This window comes from Spirosoma endbachense (assembly GCF_010233585.1).
GTDB classification, from domain to species: Bacteria; Bacteroidota; Bacteroidia; order Cytophagales; family Spirosomataceae; genus Spirosoma; species Spirosoma endbachense.
Genome location: NZ_CP045997.1, coordinates 8,095,892 through 8,115,109, shown reverse-complemented (window position 1 = coordinate 8,115,109; position 19,218 = coordinate 8,095,892). Strand labels below are relative to the sequence as shown.

Annotated in this window: 11 protein-coding genes; 7 read left to right on the top strand and 4 right to left on the bottom strand. The window is 49.2% G+C overall.

Features of this window, described 5'->3' with window-relative positions:
- Window positions 1–78: 78 nt before the first annotated feature.
- Window positions 79–5,424 (top strand): AAA family ATPase, encoded by a 5,346-nt coding sequence (locus GJR95_RS33000; RefSeq protein WP_162389912.1) that lies wholly within the window; start codon window positions 79–81, stop codon window positions 5,422–5,424.
- A gap of 53 nt (window positions 5,425–5,477) precedes the next feature.
- On the opposite strand, the gene GJR95_RS32995 is transcribed toward GJR95_RS33000, so the two are convergent.
- Together GJR95_RS32995 and GJR95_RS32990 are read right to left on the bottom strand one after the other, a co-directional pair.
- Complete coding sequence (locus GJR95_RS32995) at window positions 5,478–8,456, bottom strand: outer membrane beta-barrel family protein (RefSeq protein WP_162389911.1); 2,979 nt, start codon at window positions 8,454–8,456, stop codon at window positions 5,478–5,480.
- Between the two features lie 108 nt (window positions 8,457–8,564).
- Window positions 8,565–9,407: a GLPGLI family protein gene (locus tag GJR95_RS32990; RefSeq protein WP_162389910.1), complete on the bottom strand. Its 843-nt coding sequence runs from the start codon at window positions 9,405–9,407 to the stop codon at window positions 8,565–8,567.
- A 123-nt stretch (window positions 9,408–9,530) separates the two neighbouring features.
- Between GJR95_RS32990 and GJR95_RS32985 the strand changes: the two genes are divergently transcribed.
- Genes GJR95_RS32985 through GJR95_RS32975 form a run of 3 tightly spaced genes read left to right on the top strand, consistent with a single transcriptional unit; the run spans window position 9,531 to window position 11,908 of the window.
- Window positions 9,531–10,283, top strand: coding sequence for an ABC transporter substrate-binding protein (locus tag GJR95_RS32985; protein ID WP_162389909.1), 753 nt, complete (start codon window positions 9,531–9,533; stop codon window positions 10,281–10,283).
- On the top strand, window positions 10,280–10,861 hold the full coding sequence (locus GJR95_RS32980; protein ID WP_162389908.1) for a Uma2 family endonuclease: 582 nt from the start codon (window positions 10,280–10,282) through the stop codon (window positions 10,859–10,861). The genes GJR95_RS32985 and GJR95_RS32980 overlap by 4 nt, the downstream gene beginning before the upstream one ends.
- A gap of 6 nt (window positions 10,862–10,867) precedes the next feature.
- Complete coding sequence (locus GJR95_RS32975; protein ID WP_162389907.1) at window positions 10,868–11,908, top strand: AraC family transcriptional regulator; 1,041 nt, start codon at window positions 10,868–10,870, stop codon at window positions 11,906–11,908.
- A gap of 20 nt (window positions 11,909–11,928) precedes the next feature.
- Here the strand turns inward: GJR95_RS32975 and GJR95_RS32970 are convergent, their stop codons facing one another.
- On the bottom strand, window positions 11,929–12,273 hold the full coding sequence (locus GJR95_RS32970) for a DUF4260 domain-containing protein (RefSeq protein WP_162389906.1): 345 nt from the start codon (window positions 12,271–12,273) through the stop codon (window positions 11,929–11,931).
- Between the two features lie 60 nt (window positions 12,274–12,333).
- A complete protein-coding gene (locus GJR95_RS32965) occupies window positions 12,334–13,374 on the bottom strand; it encodes an NAD-dependent epimerase/dehydratase family protein (protein ID WP_162389905.1) in 1,041 nt (346 codons plus the stop codon).
- Window positions 13,375–13,624: 250 nt separating this feature from the next.
- On the opposite strand from GJR95_RS32965, the gene GJR95_RS32960 reads away from it, so the two are divergent.
- The 3 genes from GJR95_RS32960 (at window position 13,625) to GJR95_RS32950 (ending at window position 19,195) form a co-directional block, all read left to right on the top strand.
- Window positions 13,625–14,242, top strand: coding sequence for an RNA polymerase sigma factor (locus GJR95_RS32960; protein ID WP_232540937.1), 618 nt, complete (start codon window positions 13,625–13,627; stop codon window positions 14,240–14,242).
- A 116-nt stretch (window positions 14,243–14,358) separates the two neighbouring features.
- Window positions 14,359–15,483: a FecR family protein gene (locus GJR95_RS32955; protein ID WP_162389904.1), complete on the top strand. Its 1,125-nt coding sequence runs from the start codon at window positions 14,359–14,361 to the stop codon at window positions 15,481–15,483.
- Window positions 15,484–15,694: 211 nt separating this feature from the next.
- Entirely contained in the window at window positions 15,695–19,195 is a 3,501-nt protein-coding gene (locus GJR95_RS32950; RefSeq protein ID WP_232540936.1) for a TonB-dependent receptor, read from the top strand.
- Window positions 19,196–19,218: the final 23 nt, after the last annotated feature.

Sequence of the window (19,218 nt, the reverse complement as noted above, 5' to 3'; positions counted from 1 at the left end):
CCAGGCTGGCATATTACCAAGTCCGGCGCAGCAACCACCACTAATTAACCGTACGAGTACAACATTCAATTCGCCATCATGGATACGCTATCTACACTACTTTATGAGAGTGACGAAACCCTGATCTTCCGCGAGAAAGGTCCCAATGGGACGCAAATCCGGAAGGTGTTACGGGCCACGACACCTGATCCTGACCAGATTCTTCAGTTCACGAATGAGTTTGAATACACAAAAGATCTGCGCATTTCCGGCGTTCGCAGGTCGCTTGCCCTTCACAAGGAAAATCAGCAATATTCGCTCCTGTTGGAATACATTGACGGGGCTACCCTTGGCGAAGTATTTGTTGGCAAGAATCAGCCGCTCGATACGGTGCTTTCACTGTTTATTACGGTGTCAGGAATTTTAGGGCAGTTACATAATCGAAATATCATCCACAAAGACATTCACGACAACAATATCCTGTGGATCGAAAAAACGAAAAGCCCTGTGGTGATTGATTTCGGAATCGCTAACCGGATCGACCTGCTCTCCACAAATCTGGGCAATCCAGAACGGATCAAGGGTCGACTCACGCACATGTCGCCGGAGCAGACAGGCCGTGTCAATCGAAAGGTCGATAGTCGATCGGATCTCTATTCGCTGGGTGTTACCATGTATCAGGTACTGACGGGTCAATTTCCTTTCCAGGCAACCGACCCGCTTGAACTGGTGCATGCCCATATTGCCTGGCCGATTCCGAATGCAACATCCGCGAATCCGGCAATTCCGGCCATTGTCTCAGAAATCGTGACTCAGCTCATGGCCAAAAATGCAGAAGAGCGCTATCAATCAGCATTTGGGCTGAAAGTTGACCTCGAACGTTGCCTGACTCAATATCGCGAAACTGGTCAGATCAACCCATTCCCGTTGAAACAACGCGATTTTTCGGGGAAATTTCAGATTCCTCAGAAACTCTACGGGCGGCCTGGTGAAGTAGAAACGCTCTTACGGGCTTTCGACCGGGTCAGTCGGGGTAGTGTCGAACTATTTTTGGTTGCCGGTTATTCGGGGGTAGGCAAAACAGCCCTTATTGGCGAAATTTATAAGCCTGTCACCGAGAAACGGGGGTATTTTGCCGGCGGCAAGTTCGATCAGTATCAACGCAACATTCCCTATTTTGCGTTTAAACAAGCGCTGGGAGAATTCTGTATGCTGTTACTTACCGAACGTAAGGAAACCCTCAGCCGGTGGCAGCAATTGATACAGGAAAGTGTCGGTGAAAATGGGCAGGTACTAACTGACATGATTCCTGAATTAACGACTCTTATTGGCCCACAACCCGATGTACCTAAACTAGATCCACAGGAAGCTACCAACCGCTTCAATCTTGTTTTTTCAAAATTCATGAAGGCTATTGCCCGACCTGAACACCCATTTGTTCTCTTCCTGGATGACCTTCAATGGGCCGATGTGGCCTCGCTCAATCTCATTCGCCTATTGATAACGGATGTAAATCATTCGTGCTTTCTGGTAATTGGTGCCTACCGCGACAACGAAGTAAGTGCTGGGCATCCGCTGTTGAAAATGCTCGATACAGCCCAGGATGAATCGGCAGTAATCAACGCTATCGTGTTGGACCCACTACGCGAAGAACACCTGTTTCAACTCATCAAAGAATCATTACTGACCGATGATAGCACGGTACAGGAACTAACCAAATTGGTTTATGCCAAAACGCAGGGCAATGCATTCTTCACGCTGGAATTTTTGAAATCGTTGAATCAAATGGGGCTGGTGATCTTCGACGCCAACCAACTCAAATGGCAAATTGATTTTGCCGGTATTCGTCGCCGGGCCATTACCAACAATGTGATCGATCTGTTGGTAGAAAAAATGGGAATGCTGCCCGAAACCACTCAGTCGCTTCTGAAAATGGCAGCCTGTATTGGTGGTTTGTTTGATATGCAGCTGTTGGCCTATCTGAGCGGGCAGGATATACCAGAATCATTACAGAATCTATGGGCGGCTGTCGAAGAAGGGCTCATTTCGCCAGTCGGAGAAAACTATCAGTATGCAGACATTATTCAGCATACCGAGTCATTCAGGATTCAGATCGAGTTTTCACACGACCGCGTACAACAGGCCGCTTATTCGCTCATGACCAGCGACGAGCAGGCCAGGCTTCATTTACGGATCGGGCGTTTTCTGCTCCAGCACCAACTCCACAACGAAGACCATTTGTTTGATCTGGTCAACCACCTCAACGCAGGTGCTGAACTAATCACGGAACCCGCCGAACGCGCCCAGCTCACCCGCCTGAATCTGACAGCCAGCCTGAAAGCCCGCCAGGCAAGTGCGCATCTATCGGCCTTCACGTATGTCAATCTGGCCCGGCGGCTGGCAGGCGATCAAAGCTGGACCGACGATTATGATTTTGCTTTATTGCTCCACAAAACAGCGGCTGATCTGGAATACCTCAACGGCAATTTCTCGGCGGCAGAAACCCTAATGCATGTCTGCCTTGAGCATGTACAGACCTTATCTGAAAAAGCGGATGTGTATTTTCTGCTGATGCAGATTCAGAGCAATACAACTCGTTACTACGAGGCTATCGAATCGGCCCGACAGGGACTGAAATTGCTCGATTTCGACTTCCCCGAAAAAGCGGCCGACGCAGATGCGCTCATTCCGGCCGTGCTCACAAAAATTCTGACGTATTTCGGTCAACACGGGGTCGAAGGTATCTACGACAAAGAAGACATGACCGACAAACGGTTGTTGGCCATTATCAACATTCTGGACAATCTCTCACCACCAACCTATGTAACAGGGGAGTCAAGTTTGTGGACCATCCACGTACTGTTCAAAATTGACCTGACCATTGAGCATGGCCTGACTCCACAGGGCGGGTATGCCTTTTCTGAGCTTGGCTTGCTGTTTTTCATTTTGAATCAGTATGATTTCGCTTTTCCGGCGGCTCAGCTTAGCCGAAAAATAGCCCAAAAATTCATCAAAGAATCGCCCCGGCATCTGAGCCGGGTAGGCCACTTATACACCAACTACAACCTGCCCTGGATGCGCCCCATTAGCGAAACCGTGGCCCTAAATGATGAATTTTATCAGCTCAGCCTGGAGGCAGGCGAGTTGATTTATGCAGGATACACCAGCTTTTTTCCGTATTTCAACAGCTATTATCAGGGTAAGGAGTCGCTGAATGCATTGCTCAATCGCCTACCCGAGGGGCTGGAGTTTACCAAAAAAATCCATCACGATTTAGCCCACGATTCGCTTTGGGGGCTGAACCTCGTACTAGCCTGTCTGACCGGAAAAACAGCATCGGAGAATAGCTTCGACTTACCCGAGAAAAGTGAGCAGGAATTACTCTCCTATTGCCAAACCGTCAATGACGCATTCGGTAGTACGGTCTATAATGTACTGAAAGGACAGGCTCTCTATTTACTTGGACGGCTCCACGAGGCTCAGGAGTGTCTGGAAACAGCTTATGCGCTGGCTGGCGCGATGAGCGGCTGTGTGGCCATAGACACTTCGTTTCGACTAACATACTGTCTGACATTACTGGCTTTGCTACCCCAGGCAGATGAGCAGACAAAAGCTTTGTACTGGACAAAAATTGACCAGTTCAGCCTGCAATTTACGACATGGGCACTACACAACCCTGCCACATTTACCCATAAAAAACTGCTGATTGATGCAGAAATTGCCCGTACCAGATTAGAAAATGCAGTAGCTGTTCGGAACTATGCCAAAGCCATAACTTCCGCCGAAGCCAATGGCTATGAACGCGAACTGGCTCTGATTCACCGCCTGGCAGCTGATTTCTGGCTGGGAGCGGGTTACCCGTTTTATGCTAAACCCCATATCGAAACGGCCCGATACACGTTTTACCGGTTGGATTACACACGGGTAGCTGAGGCAATCGACAAAAAATATGAATCCTTGTTTGCTGCTGTTGACCCCAATAGCGACGGCGCGACTAGGCCATACTACCTGAAAGCCCGAAATTATCTGCGTACAACCGTTTCGGAAAACAGTAGTGTACTTGATATTCGAAGCGTGCTCAAAGCGGCCAGTGCGTTATCGGAAGAGCTGGTTCTGGATCGTTTACTGGACAAAATGCTCCGGATCGTGCTGGAAAATGCGGGGGGGCAGCGAGCCGTATTGTTAGTTCCCAACCTGGGTGCCTGGCGCGTTGAAGCCGAACAAAATCTATTGGCTACGAATAAATCTGACTTTGAACCAACTGATCTGGATAACATAAAAACGCTGCCTGCAACGGTAATCAACTATGCGATTCGTACCCAGGCTGAAGTTTTTTCCAGTAATACAAAGTTGCTCAAAGCTTTCGAACGAGATCCGTATCTGAAAGCACAGGCACCAGCGTCCTATTTATGTATTCCGTTGATTTTCAAGGGCGATATGGTTGGCATTCTTTATCTTGAACACCAGACCGGTTATAACGCCTTTACGTCTACAGGTCTTAATCTGCTGCGTCTACTGAGCAGTCAGATGGCTGCTTCGCTTGCCAATGCCATCCTCTATCGCGAACAGGTAGAACTAAGCCGGGCCTACCAGCGGTTCGTGCCGCATTCGTTCATCAACGCGCTAGGCCGGAAAAACATTTTACAGGTCGAGCTAGGCGACAATATCGATCAGGAAATGACAGTAATGTTCTGCGACATTCGCGCTTATTCGAGTTTGTCGGAAGGCATGACCCCGGAAGATAATTTTCGTTTTATCAATACCTACCTCAAACGTGTCGGACCTGTGATCCGGGCCAATCAGGGCTTCATCAATCACTACCTTGGCGATGGCTTCATTGCCGTATTCAAGAACAATCCTGAAGATGCACTACGGGCTGCTCTTCAGCTTTCAGAAACGATTGAGCAGTATAACGAAAAGCGCCTGACTGATGGCCGGATACCGATTAGCGTAGGCATGGGTATTCATACCGGTCGAGTAATGATGGGTATTATCGGCGACGAAGAACGCCATGATGCCAACGTTATTTCCGATGCCGTCAATATTTCGTCACGACTGGAGGGACTTACCAAAACATTTGGCAGTACGATTCTGCTGAGCGAAAAAACCCTGACTGGCATTCTCCATCCTGGCTTATTCATGTTCCGGTTTCTGGGTCATATTCGGGTTAAGGGGAAAGAAGATGCGTTGGATGTATACGAGATGATCAGCACAAATGCGCCTGATTTACTTGAGAAGAAGATACAGACGCTCGACTTATTTAAAGATGGATTAGATAATTATTACAAAAAGCGGTTCGGCGAAGCAGCCGTTTCGCTACGAAAAGTATTGGACATAAATCCGGCCGATAAAACGGCTTATCGGTACTTGCTGAACGCAGCGCGGTATTTAGTGGAGACCCCATCGGAGGGATGGGATGGCGTAGAAACAATGACCGAAAAATAAAGGACTGATAGCCAATTGGTCGAATCAAGTAGTACAGATCCCGCCCTTAGTAACTATCCGTTTCGCCGGAAGCCTCCCCCGCCCTGTCCATCACGACCACCCGGACGCATGAACCGGTTGTTGTTGGATGGCGGTGTAAAACCGGCTCCGAACTTACGCAGGTTGTAAACAAAGCTCAGGGTAAAATACCGATTCAGAACCCGGCTCTGTACTTCTTCGACGTACGTATCCGTGACGTTCCGGACAACGCTGCGGTTCTGATTGAGCAAATCGAAGACCTGAAGTCTCAATTCGCCCTGTTTCTGTTTAAACAACTGGCGCGCCAATGCCATATTGAGTAGCGTAAACGACTGGTTGTAGCTACCCGACGTGCCTCCGTAATGGTTAAATGTGACATTGGTCGTAAACGTAAACCGTAGCGGAAGCTGGTAGTATAAATCCAGTGTTCCGGTTTGGTTCAGATACGTTGTATTCTGTTGTGGTTGCAGCGAATATTTCGCCGACTGCAGGCTAATGTTTCCCGCCAGGTTCAGATCCAGTTTATCATACAGGTTTGTGTTCAGGCTTAACCCCTGCCCAATGAGCCAGTTCTGAGCAAGGTTTGCCCGCTCATTCACAAAACTCGTCCCCTGATTGTACGTCAGATTGGTATTCAGGTTCAGGTTGACCCGCTGATCCTGGAATTTCAGTGCCCGACCCAGTACCAGAAAACCGGTTACCGTATAGTAGCCATTTGTGTTGACGGGCCGGGTAGTCTGGGCACCCGACGGATTAAACGTCGTTGAATTGACAATTTTATTGTCGGTTCGGCTGGCATTAATCGACACGAACATATTGCGGAACGTGGCCGGATCGAACCGGTTGAAATTGAGGGATATGTTATGACTGTATTCGGGTTGCAGATCGGCGTTCCCCAACTGGATATTCAGCGGGTTGGTGTTATTGGGCACAGGCTGTAACTGATTTACCGAAGGAGCATTGATGCGGGTACGATAATTGAACCGCAGGGTGGTATTTTTGGCAAAATTATAGGTAAACAGTGCATTCGGCAGCAGGTTCGTAAACGTGCGGCTCAGGGACGTTTCCCGGCTCAGGTTCGTTGAATTCAGGCTGGCCTGCTGCCCATCGACACCCAATGCATATGTATACTTTAACCGCTTGGTTTGCCACGTTAACCCGCCCCGATTGGTCATGTACGTATTGATGAAATTATTGCTTAATAACGCATTCGGACGGTCATATTGCCCCGTTGTTTCGTTGAAGTCCGTGACTGCCCGGTTCGATTCATTGTGGTTATTCGACAGATTGTAGTGAAACTCAAGCGTTTGCCGCATCGACAACGGCTCCGTATAGGACGCGTTGATGCTGTTGGTCATGGAGTTCGTTTGCTGGCGGTTCTGCTGATTGATTTGCTGCGTATACAATCCATCGGTGGTGGTCTGGCTGCTTGGCGATCCAGACGACGTAGGGAGTGGCGTAGTCGACTTGGTCAGTGACTTGTTAATACCCAGATTATCCTGATCATTGATCGCTATGTTCCAGTTCACGGAGAATGTACGGCCAGCTTTGCGAAACTTCCGAAACAGCAACAAACTATTGTTTCCGTTGATACCGCTGCCGGTCGAGTTATAGTTTGTGTTGCTCGTGTTGGTTGTAACACCTTGCCCACTAAGTGTTTGTGACTGGCTTTGATTCATGTAATTTGACTCAAGCCACGACACATTGGGAATCAGCCGGATGGTCGTAAGCGAGTCGAGTCGATAATCGAGCCGGAGGTTGAACCGGTTATTGGTATTTGTATTCTCTGAACCATTGGTCTGGTTGCGTACAAATGTCGAATCCGTACGGACGGATGTCCCTGATGTGCTGGCACCGGGCAGAATATTTTCCCGGCGGCTGCTCTGATTGGTCAGGGTATTGGTGTTAGATATGTTGTAACTTCCAGCCATATCGATTTTTTTACCGAAGCTATTGCGGTAATTGATACCGCCCGCCCATGATTTGGTGATGGCATTATTACCGACCTGACCGTTTCCGTTGCCACTCCCCCCGCCGTTGCCACTGCGCACGAAGCTCCCTCCGCCCGAATTACCCCCCGACCCCTGGCCGCTACCGCCAAAGTTATTGCCGAGTCCTAAATCCTGCGCCGTAAAGCCCTGCTGGTTAATGTTATTAGCCATACCCAGGATCGACATCTGCTGACCATTGCTAAACCGGTTTAAGGTAGCTTTAGCGACGTAGCGCGGATCGTCTCCCGGCTTGGGCCCTACCCCAATCGATTGTTGCCCAAATGTACCTTTACGCTTGTCCTTCTTGGTTGTGATGTTGATCGTTTTGGACCGGTCGCCGTCATCGACGCCCGAAAACGCCGATTGTTCGGACATCTGGTCCAGCAACTGCACTTTGTCGATAATATCGGCGGGCAAATTGCGGGTAGCCATCTTAGGATCATCGCCAAAAAACGGCTTTCCATCGACAAGCACTTTTTTAACAGCCTGGCCCTGCGCCGTAATGTTTCCATCGCGGTCTACCTGAAGGCCGGGCAGTTTCTTCAACAAATCTTCTACCTGAGCATTGGGCTGTGTTTTAAACGACCCGGCATTAAATTCGAGCGTATCGCCTTTAACCGCCATGGGCGCTTTTTCACCCTGAACCGATACCTCCGTCAGTGTCTGAGACTGAGCCAGTAATTCCAGCGCCCCTGCATCGACATTGGGGTCAGCTTTGGTCACAGAAACCCGCTTTGAGGCACCTCGGTAACCAACATAGGTGACCAAGACCCGGTATTGTCCTTCTGTGACATTCTTGAAAACAAACTGGCCTTCGCCATCAGTGATACCAAAGTTGACCAGGGATGAATCACGTGCCAAAAGCAAAGAGACCGACGCTTCCAGCAGCGGTTTTCTGGTCACGGAATCCACAACAGCTCCTTTGATCGTACCTGATTGGGCCTGCGCCCATGTTGCGGTCAGACTTAGGATCAATACAATAAGAAGGCCACGAAAAAGGCGTGAAGTGAAAAAGTGGTTCATGACTGTAGGATGACTTACTAGTTACAGCAGGCAGTTTTCAGCTGGCAGTGGGCAGCGTACGTTGACGAGTACCCACTGAAAAATACCTGCTGAAAAATTTATAGCACATTAATTCCGGCCCGTACCCGGCATGGACGACATCATACGCTGGCGGAAATCAGCCATCGACTTCCGGCGCATCTGCTCCATTTCTTCCGACGTAATTGATTTTGCATCGGCAGGCGGTTGCACGGCTGATGCTGCTATCGCTTCCGTCGAAATTGACGACGCCTTGTACGATTCGTTATCGGATTCGATCTGAAGAACAACGCCCGTTGGAGGTGTCAGATCAGAAACAGGTGAGTACGTAAAAGGCAGATCGGTCGTGTACCAGATCGTGTACGTCTGCTTCCGGCGGGTTGCGGTGGCTTTGTGGCAGGTGAAGCCCGCTATTTTCTTGGTTTTGTCGCTGGCTTGCCAATCGCTGGCAGTTGGCATTGGATTCTCCGAACGATAGGTCGTTTGGCTCGTTGAATCTTTTTTGACAGTCAGCACATCGATGCGTTTCCGATTACCCAGATCCAGATACGTCTGCTGCTCAAACGGGGGCGTCATGCGCATGTTGCGCGGAGGGCCGCCCGCGTTGCCGGAACCATCGCCTTCTCTGTTCCGGCGCATCATCATATTTTGGGGTCGATCGCGTTCTTCTTTAGCCATCGTTCCCGAGAAGACAAGCTTCTGCGTGAATGACATTACTTCCGGCATGCCTTCGGGAGCGTCGGGAGCACCCGCGCTTCCGGGTCGGACTTCCTGTCCGTTGATGACCGTTCGCATTTGCGACCGATCGATCTGGCGCATGCCTTCATACGTAATTTTACCAGAAGCATATTTATCCGGCGTGGCTGTCTGAGCCGTCGTGCGGATCGAAATCAGCAAACCAGCTGCCAATAGGGTGATTATCTGAGCTTTCATCAGGATAAGGAGCAAAAGTGGTATGTAAAAGTTGCACAAAATTTGTTGCTCTCCGTATCGGATTTGCTAAAAGGCATGAAAATGCAGTTAAAACCCTATTTTTGAGTACTGAATGCCCGTTTTATGCCCCCTCAACGTATCATTTCACTCGTCCCCTCGCAAACTGAATTACTCTTCGATCTTGGCCTTGACAGCGAGATTGTTGGTATTACGAAGTTCTGCATTCACCCGACCGACAAAGTAAAAAACAAGGCACTTGTTGGCGGCACGAAAACGATTGATCTCGACCGGATTCACACACTTCGCCCGGATTTGATCATCGCCAATAAAGAAGAAAATACCCGCGAAGAAATAGAGGAGCTACAACGACAGTATCCCGTTCACATCACCGACATTATAACCATACCCGATGCTGTAAACATGATTCGGGAAGTGGGAGCACTTGTTGGGAAAGAATCAGAGGCTGAAACAATGGCTGACCAGATTAAGACAACGCTGATCACGCTATCCGATGATGGCCAGCAACAAACAGTTGCTTACTTTATCTGGCGCAAGCCGTATATGGTTGCGGCTAACGACACGTTCATTCACACGATGCTGGAAACTGCCGGATTCCGGAACGTATTTGCCAATCGAACCCGATACCCGGCCATAACCCCGGCGGACCTACAAACTGCCCAGCCCGATCTGATCTTTTTATCGTCGGAGCCTTTTCCGTTTTCCGAAAAACACATCAACGAGTTTCGGACTATTTGCCCATCAGCCCGGACCCTGATCGTTGATGGTGAGGTGTTTTCGTGGTATGGCAGCCGGTTGTTGCGGTCGTCGGCGTATTTTCGGAACTTGCATAACGAAATCGCCCGGCCCCAACGATGATCACCGATATTTCTCAGCTCGATCCGAAAGGAACCTACACCTACACCGACTACCTGAAGTGGCAGTTCGACGAAAGCGTAGAACTGATAAAAGGAAAATTATACAGAATGTCGCCCGCTCCCAAGCGGAAACACCAGGATGCATTTGTAAACCTGGAATTTGCCCTCCTGAAGTATTTTGAGGATAAATCATGCAAAGTGTATGATGCCCCCTTCGATGTTCGGTTCCCTGTTCAGAATCGAAAAAACCCAAACCAGATATACACAGTCGTACAGCCCGATATCTGCGTCATATGTGACCTTAAAAAGTTAGATGACGATGGTTGTTTGGGAGCGCCTGACTGGGTCATTGAAATTACATCGCCCCGAATGGCAAAGAATGATTTCAATGAGAAATACAATCTTTATGAAGAAGCCGGTGTTCGTGAATACTGGATTGTTCAGCCCAAAGAAAAAGCAGGCAATGTCTATACGCTCGAAGATGGGCAATACGCACTGGTGGATGTTTACGAGTCGACGGACATTCCCTGCCGTATTTTCCCGGATCTGATTGTTTCGCACGAACGAATCTTCCCATAAACACCCGTGACTACATCCGATACCAACAATAATACGCTCTCGATTGCCTCCGTCAATCTGATTTTGTTTGCAGCCCGGCAACGTGGAATCAATGCTGACGCGCTGGCCCGTACAGTAGGCATCAGCGTTGACGAGTTGCGAAACCCCGACGGACGCGTTCAGATCCGCCAGGTACAGGCACTCTGGCGTGAGATCGTAGCCGCTACCGGCGACTCTAGTATTGCGCTGAAACTTGGCGAAATGATCAATCCGGTTGCCATTGGTGTGCTGGCTTATGTGATGATGCATAGCCCAACACTTGGTAAAGCGTTTGAGAAGTTATGTCAATACCAGGATATTGTCTGCGAAGGCGTTTCTACGCGGGGTGAGGTTGTTCATTCCGGGCGTTCAGTCGATCACTTTGTTCTGTCGCTACACATCATCAGCCCAGACATTATTTATCCGGAATATACACTCAACTCCGAATTATCAATCTATCAATCGGCTATTCGCGCCTTAACTGGTCAGCACGTTACAGCTACCGAAATCCGGTTTGCCTATCCGCGTCCCCTCAACACGAGCGAGCATGAGCGCGTTTTTGGCCCCGCCCACCTGACGTTCGACGCAGACGTAACGGCTTTTGTACTCGATGCATCCTGGCTTGATACGCCGGTTCTGAATGCCAACCCTGCCCTCTCGGCCATGTTTGAACAACACGCTACGGGACTGCTTAACCAGCTCAAAACGCCCTCGCTTAGTAGTCGGGTTAAAGCCGAAATTGTGTTGCTCATGAAAGGCGAAGAACCTACGCTGGCAACCGTAGCCGACCGGCTGGCAATGGGCATTCGGACCCTACAGCTTCATCTAAAAGAAGAAGGTACCAGCTACCAGCAACTGCTGGACGAGATCCGGAAAGAGCTTGCTATTCAACATTTGCGGGAGCAAAATCTGAGCACAACAGACATCGCTTATCTGCTGGGTTTTGCCGAGCCGAGTGTTTTCTTCCGGTCGTTTAAGAAGTGGATGGGCGTTACACCGGGGGCTTATCGACTGGCTCTGGCGGCTTGATCGCTCTGGCAATCCTGGCTTTAAAGCGTTTCCAAACTGGTGTGTTTAAAACTGTCCGGGTATTTTAAGCCGTACCCCATCGTACGGTCCATACTTGAATGCGCAAACAGAATGATTCCTGCCAGCATCAGGTTCTGATTACCCATCATCAGACCGAGCAATCCGATGGCAACACCTAATCCTTTATGGTGAAAAATATTATATAAAACCGCACCAACTGCCGGATTTACAGCATAACCAATCATACTCAGATCGGGTAACAACAACAGGGCAGGAAACCACCACCAGGAAAAATCAAGGCGCGAGAACAGGTAAATAGAGCCTAAAAACTGAATCAACTCTTCGGATTTCAATAGCGTTTTCATGAGTTTTCGATTTTAAAAGAAGCGAGTAAGGGCTTTTCAATCAGGAACGCAAACTGCCTGCTAAAAACTAAGAATTGAAGACTGGCTGGCGACTGGCTTAAATGGCTGTTTCAACTGGTTTTTTGCAAACCACGTTAAGGTTTCGGTCAATGCCTCGTTCATGGGCGTAGGCCGAAAATCAGGAAATAAGGCAAGCACCTTTCGGTCATCGAGCAGAATGGTGTTTTCGTAGAGGTACAGCATTTCTTTTACCTCCCGCATAATGGGCATAAACAAACCCAGCGCCGTAATCAGAAAACGGCTGTACACCTGCACTTTCAGCGGGTTGCCGGTCACCGCACTGATCTGCCCAAACCACGCCCGAATGGATGGCAGGGTGATTCCACCATAGTTCCAGACTTGATAGGGTTGTTCTGTAGACTGTTCGCCTAAAGCCCATTCGCGCAACATGAGCCGGACAATAATTTCGGCCGCATCTTTCGTGAATACTAACTGGTGTGGCACATCGGCATTCAGAATCCAGGGCATCGCTTTGCCGGTCAGCGCATTCTCAAAAATGGGGGCAATACCTGCATTCAACACATTAGGACCCCAAAAGTCGGGGAGTCGTACGTTCATCACCCGGCACCGGCCAGCGGTTGCGGCCTGTTCCAGAAGGGCTTCAATCTCAACACGTAACCGGCCTTTACGAGTGCATGGATTCGGGTGACTATCCTCCCGAATCGGTTCTTTTGTATTGCCAAAATTGTATACATTGCCGGGGAAAACAATGGTTGCTTTCGCTGGTGTGGCAGCATCGATTACTTTCTGAGTGGCTACATCCATCGTACCAAACCACTTGTTGTAGGGATAGTTGATACCATGAAAAATGAAGTCTTTATCAGCCGCAATCCGGTTCAGCAAATCAGCATCCTGCACATCACCTTCGACAATGGTTAATGTCGACTGATTCGGAAATAAAGCCTCGGCCTTTGCCCGATTACGGACGAGGATAGTAACAGGCAGTTGGCGATCGAGCAGGTTAGCCGTTACGGCATAACCGATACTACCCGTAGCGCCCAGAACAAGAATAGTTGGCAGTTTGTCAGCAATTGCGTTCATGATGGTTGTGAATCAATTAGTACATGACAAAGGTCCGACGAACTCATCGGGCGGTCGCTGACAAACGACGCAAATCGACTGACCAATTGCGAAAAAGTGCAGGAAAGCAGTCAACCTATCCTGCATACGCTGATTCTGCTATTTTATCACGATACGCAACTCTTTCCACAAACTAATTGTATTTTGCGCATCTATAATTAAGTTTATCTAATTATCGTCCTCTACGAGTAATTGGTTGTTATAAGCAACAGTGGCCAGTCTACCTTCCTCCTGGATTAACTCCACCGATCAGCAACTTTGGCGTAGCCTTCGCGACGGAGACGAATCGGCATTTACGGCCATTTTTGACCGCTATCATCGTACCCTATACAACTATGGCAATAAATTAGTGAGTGATTCAGCACTGACTGAAGATGCTGTTCAGGAGGTATTTATCGATGTCTGGCGCATGCGGGCAACGCTGTCGGAAGACATCAATTCCATCAAGTTCTATCTGTATCGATCCTTACGTCGCCGGATTCATCGGATGCAGGACAAATACCAAACAGCCGAAAGCATCGATGACATGGCTGACGATGAGAAGACGCCAATGGCTATTGCCGAAGAAACCGTACAGATCGAACAGGAATCGAGAGATTTAGTAAGTCGGCGAATTCAGGAGCTGCTTACTCACTTACCGAAACGGCAGGTAGAAGCCCTTACGCTGTATTATTTCGATGATTTCGGCATCAGTGAAATTGCCCAGATCATGGACGTCAACGAAAAATCGGTCCGTAATTTCATCCATCGCGCGCTTACTTCACTTCGCCAGAACCGGAACTGGCTCATCGGTTCGCTCCTGATTTTCTGGCTATTACTGAATCTGTAAAATTTTTAGAAAAATTTCTATCTACAAAAGAGGTCAACGGCCCATTTTCTGTTTCTTTCTTTATGAAGGGGAAATAGTTCTATAACTTCTTGCGTAGATCCCGTTTTTGTCGTGTTATGAAACAAGCCTTCTACTCGCTGATTGATTTTCTGGAAGACCCGGACTTTATAGCCTGGGTGAAGTACGCTGACGAAAAACAGGAGGCTTACTGGCAGCATTTTCTGGAAAGCTATCCGGCTCAGAAACCAGTGATCGAGACGGCCCGTCAATACATTTTGGCATTAGCCGAACAAACGGGAGCCAACCAGCCTTCGGAAGCACAGAGCCAGTCGATGCGCCAGACCATTCAGAAGCATGTTCGTCAGGAAGAAGCACCCATGCCTTTTGTTCAGGTTACACGAACCGGCTGGAGCTGGATGCAGATGGCCGCTTCGGTTGCACTGGCCTTGGGATTGGGGGCAACGGCGTACTGGTATAGCCAGAAAACAGACCAGCCGGAAGGTTATCGTCACTTTACGCAATCGGTTCCTACCGGAACGGCTCTGCAAGAAACCCGAAACGATGATGATACTCCACTTACGATTTCTCTGAGCGATGGCAGTTCGGTTGTGCTCCAGCCGGGCAGTCGGCTCAGTTATCCGAACAAGCTTCAACAGCGCGAAGTGTATCTGGTCGGGAAAGCTTTTTTTGAAGTGGTGAAAGACCCGGCAAACCCGTTTTTGGTCTACACACGCGGAATAGCAACCAAAGTGCTCGGGACCAGTTTTTCCATCGACGCGCCCGACACAAACCAGCCCATAGAGGTCGCAGTCAAAACAGGGCGAGTAGCTGTTTATTCGCTCGAAAAATCTGAATCGACAAATCCAAAAACCACTGATTCTGAACAAAATAGCCTGGTATTGACACCAAACCAGAGCGCCGAATACCTAACGGACAGCCATCAACTGGTTCGCAAAGCAGATACCCTCTCGACCTTTGCTCAACCCGGAACGCTGGTTGTTGCCAAGCAATCGTTTGACTTCGATGAAACGCCGGTGTCGGCGGTGTTCAGTACGCTCGAAAAAGCCTATGGTGTCGATATCGTTTACAATGAATCGGCTCTGGGCAAATGCTCACTATCGGCCTCGCTGGTCGGTCAGCCTTTCCACGAAAAACTGTCGGTCATTTGCAAAGCCCTCGATGCTCAATATTCCCTTCAGGGCAATCGGGTCGTTATTACCGGTGGGCAACGGTGCCAATAATACTTTATTCGTATTCCTAATCGTAAAAACCCTTAGCAGACCAAAATGAACTCTTCCATCCAGTAAAAAAGGTCAGCTATGTTCCCGCATAGCTGACCTCTGAAACTCCCCTACTTACTGACCTGACAAGCCGAAGTCATTCACTGACAATGAATGGATTAGGGGGGATTTTGCCGAATTTTCCGTTCACCCAACAAATCCTGACAAAGGTATGAAAAAACTATCACTGGCAGATGACAGTCTTCTAACAATCATGCGTATCACCCTCATCCAATGGTTTCTGGTCTGTGCTTTAGCCGGAATTTCGTGGGCGCGCGATGGGAGGGCCCAACAGCTCCTCGATCAGCGAATTACAATTCTGATTGAGGGTCAGAATGTTAAAAAAGTGCTGCACCAAATTGAAAAACAGGTTGATGCCCGATTTGTATTTAGCCCTGAACTGATTCAATCGAATCGTAAAATATCCGTGCGGAGTCAGGCCGAACCGCTGGCCGACGTACTCAATCGGGTTTTAAAACCACTCCAGTTAACGTATGAAGTTAGCGGAAGTAATATCATTATCAAGCCCGATCATCCGGCAAAATCCGCCCAGCTCGACGAAGCCCAGGCCGTGCTACCCAGTGTACCCGAAGTAGCCATACGTACAGTTTCAGGAACCGTTTCCGATCCCAGTGGCGAAACCCTGCCCGGTGTTAATGTTCTGGTCAAAGGCACCCAGAAAGGTACCACAACCGACGCTCAGGGTCAGTTTAAGATTGACATGAACGATACCGAAACAACGCTGGTTTTCAGCTTTGTAGGCTATTTAAAGCAGGAGGTCGTGGTCGGCAATCAGTCAATACTGGCCGTTATTCTGTCGACCGATAATAAATCGCTGGCCGAAGTGGTTGTGGTTGGTTATGGTACGCAAAAACGCTCCGACGTAACAGCAGCCATTGCTTCGGTACCGATGGGCGAAGTGAAAGATATGCCCGTATCGAACGTTGCTACGGCTTTGCAGGGCAAAATTCCGGGTGTTGTAATTCAGCAAAGCAGTGGCGCACCCGGCAGTGCGCCAACCATCAAGGTCAGAGGGTTTGGTTCCATCAGCGCGGGAACATCACCGCTGGTCGTTGTCGATGGAAACATTGTCGGAGCCGGGGTTTTCGGTTTGCTCAATAGCGTTGATATCGAGAGCATCGATGTACTGAAAGATGCCTCATCCACTGCTATTTATGGCTCCAAAGGGTCCAATGGCGTGCTGCTTGTTACAACCAAACGGGGCAAATCAGGCCGCACGCTGGTGAATTTCGACGTCTATACGGGCTTTCAGGAAGTAACCAAGAAAATCGACCTTCTCAACTCGCAGCAATACGCCGAATTTGCCAAAGAAGGGTCAAATAATGCATACCTCGACAATGTTCCGGGAGCAAAAGCTACTGACCCAAACAGCGTACGACCAGCGAGTTACCTTCGTTATCGCTACCCACGGGGCGACCTGTTCGACTGGTTCAACTACGACGATCCGGCCAAAGTAGCCAACCTGCCATATACTGACTTTCAGGATCTGATTTATCGGAAAGCAAAAATGAGCAGCTACCAGCTTTCGGTATCGGGCGGAAACGAAAAAGCGCGTTATCTGGTCAGTGGAAGCTACATGAAACAGGATGGTATCATCCTGAAATCGGGCCTCGATCGGTATATTTTTCGGGCTAATGTTGAAGTAAACTTATTGCCGACATTGAAGGTAGGGCTGAACCTGAATCCGTCATACCGTATCACGCAGGAGGTTACCGCCGAGAATCAGTGGTTCAATCAGGGCATTATTACCGCTGCATTGGCCGCCATACCGATGGCCCCGACCTATGCAGCCGATGGTTCGTATTCATCACAACTGGCACTGGCAGCTCCCTACAACCTGCCGGGCGTTACAAACCCGTTGGCAAACATTACCGAATACAGCAGCCCCTATACGTCAGGGAATCTGTTGGGGAATGTGTACGTAGACTACGGCTTCCTGAAAAATTTCAACTACCGGGCATCGGCCAACATTAACTTTAGCGACAACCGCCGGAATACTTACCGGACTTCCCGAATGCCGCTGAGCAACCTGTTGCCGCCTACTACGGCTATGGGAACGGCCTATTCCGATCAGGGCCTGAGCTGGTTATTCAATCAGGTGGTCGGCTACAATAAGACCATCAAGTCGGTCCACAACATTGAAGCATTGGTGGGTATGGAAGCCACCTCGACCAAGTTTCAGTCGAGCAGTGCATCGGGGAGTTCCTACGCCAATGATGTGGTCGAAACGTTGAATGCCAGCGCTACGGGCTCAACTACAACGGCCTGGTCGTTCAAATCGGCCAATGCATCGGTTTCCTACTTTGCACGAGCCAACTACAACTACAAAGGCAAGTACCTGGCCAACCTCTCTGTTCGTCGCGATGGGTCGTCCATCTTCGGTCCCGAAAATCGCTGGGGTACATTTCCGGCCGGTTCGCTGGGCTGGCGCATCAGCGAAGAGTCGTTCATGAAAGACATTCGGGCCATCTCGGAAACAAAGCTCAGGGTTAGTTACGGTCTTTCAGGAAACAACGCCTTTTCGGACAATTATCCGTATGTGGCCCTGCTTCGGCCGGATAACTACAGCTTCAACAATAACCTCATCAACGGATTAGCCCCGTCGTCATTAGCGAACTCGAAACTGGGCTGGGAAAAAAACCAGCAATTCGACGCCGGTGTCGACCTGGGGTTGTTCAACAACCGCATTTATCTGATTGTCGATTATTACCATCGGATTACCAAAGATCTGCTTCTATCGGTCAATGTACCGTCGCTTACGGGCTTCACAACGGCCTATAAGAACATTGGTAAAATGGAGAATAAAGGCTGGGAATTTGGCATTAACACCCGCAACTTCACCAAAGGATTTATCTGGAACACAACGCTCAATATTTCCTTCAATCGAAATAAAGTGCTGGCGTTGGGGCCCAACGGCGATCCCATCCGGACAGCCAGCGGCAGCATTAGTGACCTGAATATCACGCAGATCGGCGCACCCATCGGTAGTTTTTATGGCTACAAGCAACTCGGCATTTTCCAGAATCAGGCTGATCTGGATGCCAATCCGCACGATGCTACGTCCAAACCCGGCGATGTAAAATATGCTGATATCGATGGAGATGGCAAAATCACGGCCAACGACCGGACAATTTTGGGCAACAACCAGCCCGACTTTATTTATGGTTTCACGAATTCGTTCAGCTACAAAGGTTTTGATCTGAACATTGCCATTCAGGGAACACAGGGCGGCAAAATTCTGAATCTGGGTCGCCGGTATTTCGACAACATGGAAGGCAATCAGAACCAGTTGACAACGGCTCTGCACCGCTGGCGTTCGGAGAGCGATCCGGGCGATGGCATCACGCCACGGGCCAACGAACGAACCACTGGTAACAACAATGCCATTTCGTCGCGCTGGGTAGAAGACGCCAGTTATGTACGGATTCAGAACGTTAGTTTAGGCTATCGGCTGCCAACAACCCTGCTCAGCAAGGTCAAACTTCAGCAGGTACGGGTCTATGTCTCCGCGCAGAATCTGTACACCTGGACGAAGTATCTGAACTACAATCCCGAAGTAAGCAACTACGAAAGTCCACTATCGGCAGGTATCGATTATGGTGCTTACCCGTTGGCCCGTACGCTCACGTTTGGTATCAGTGCAGGATTTTAAATCAGGTTTTCTCAGAAATCCGA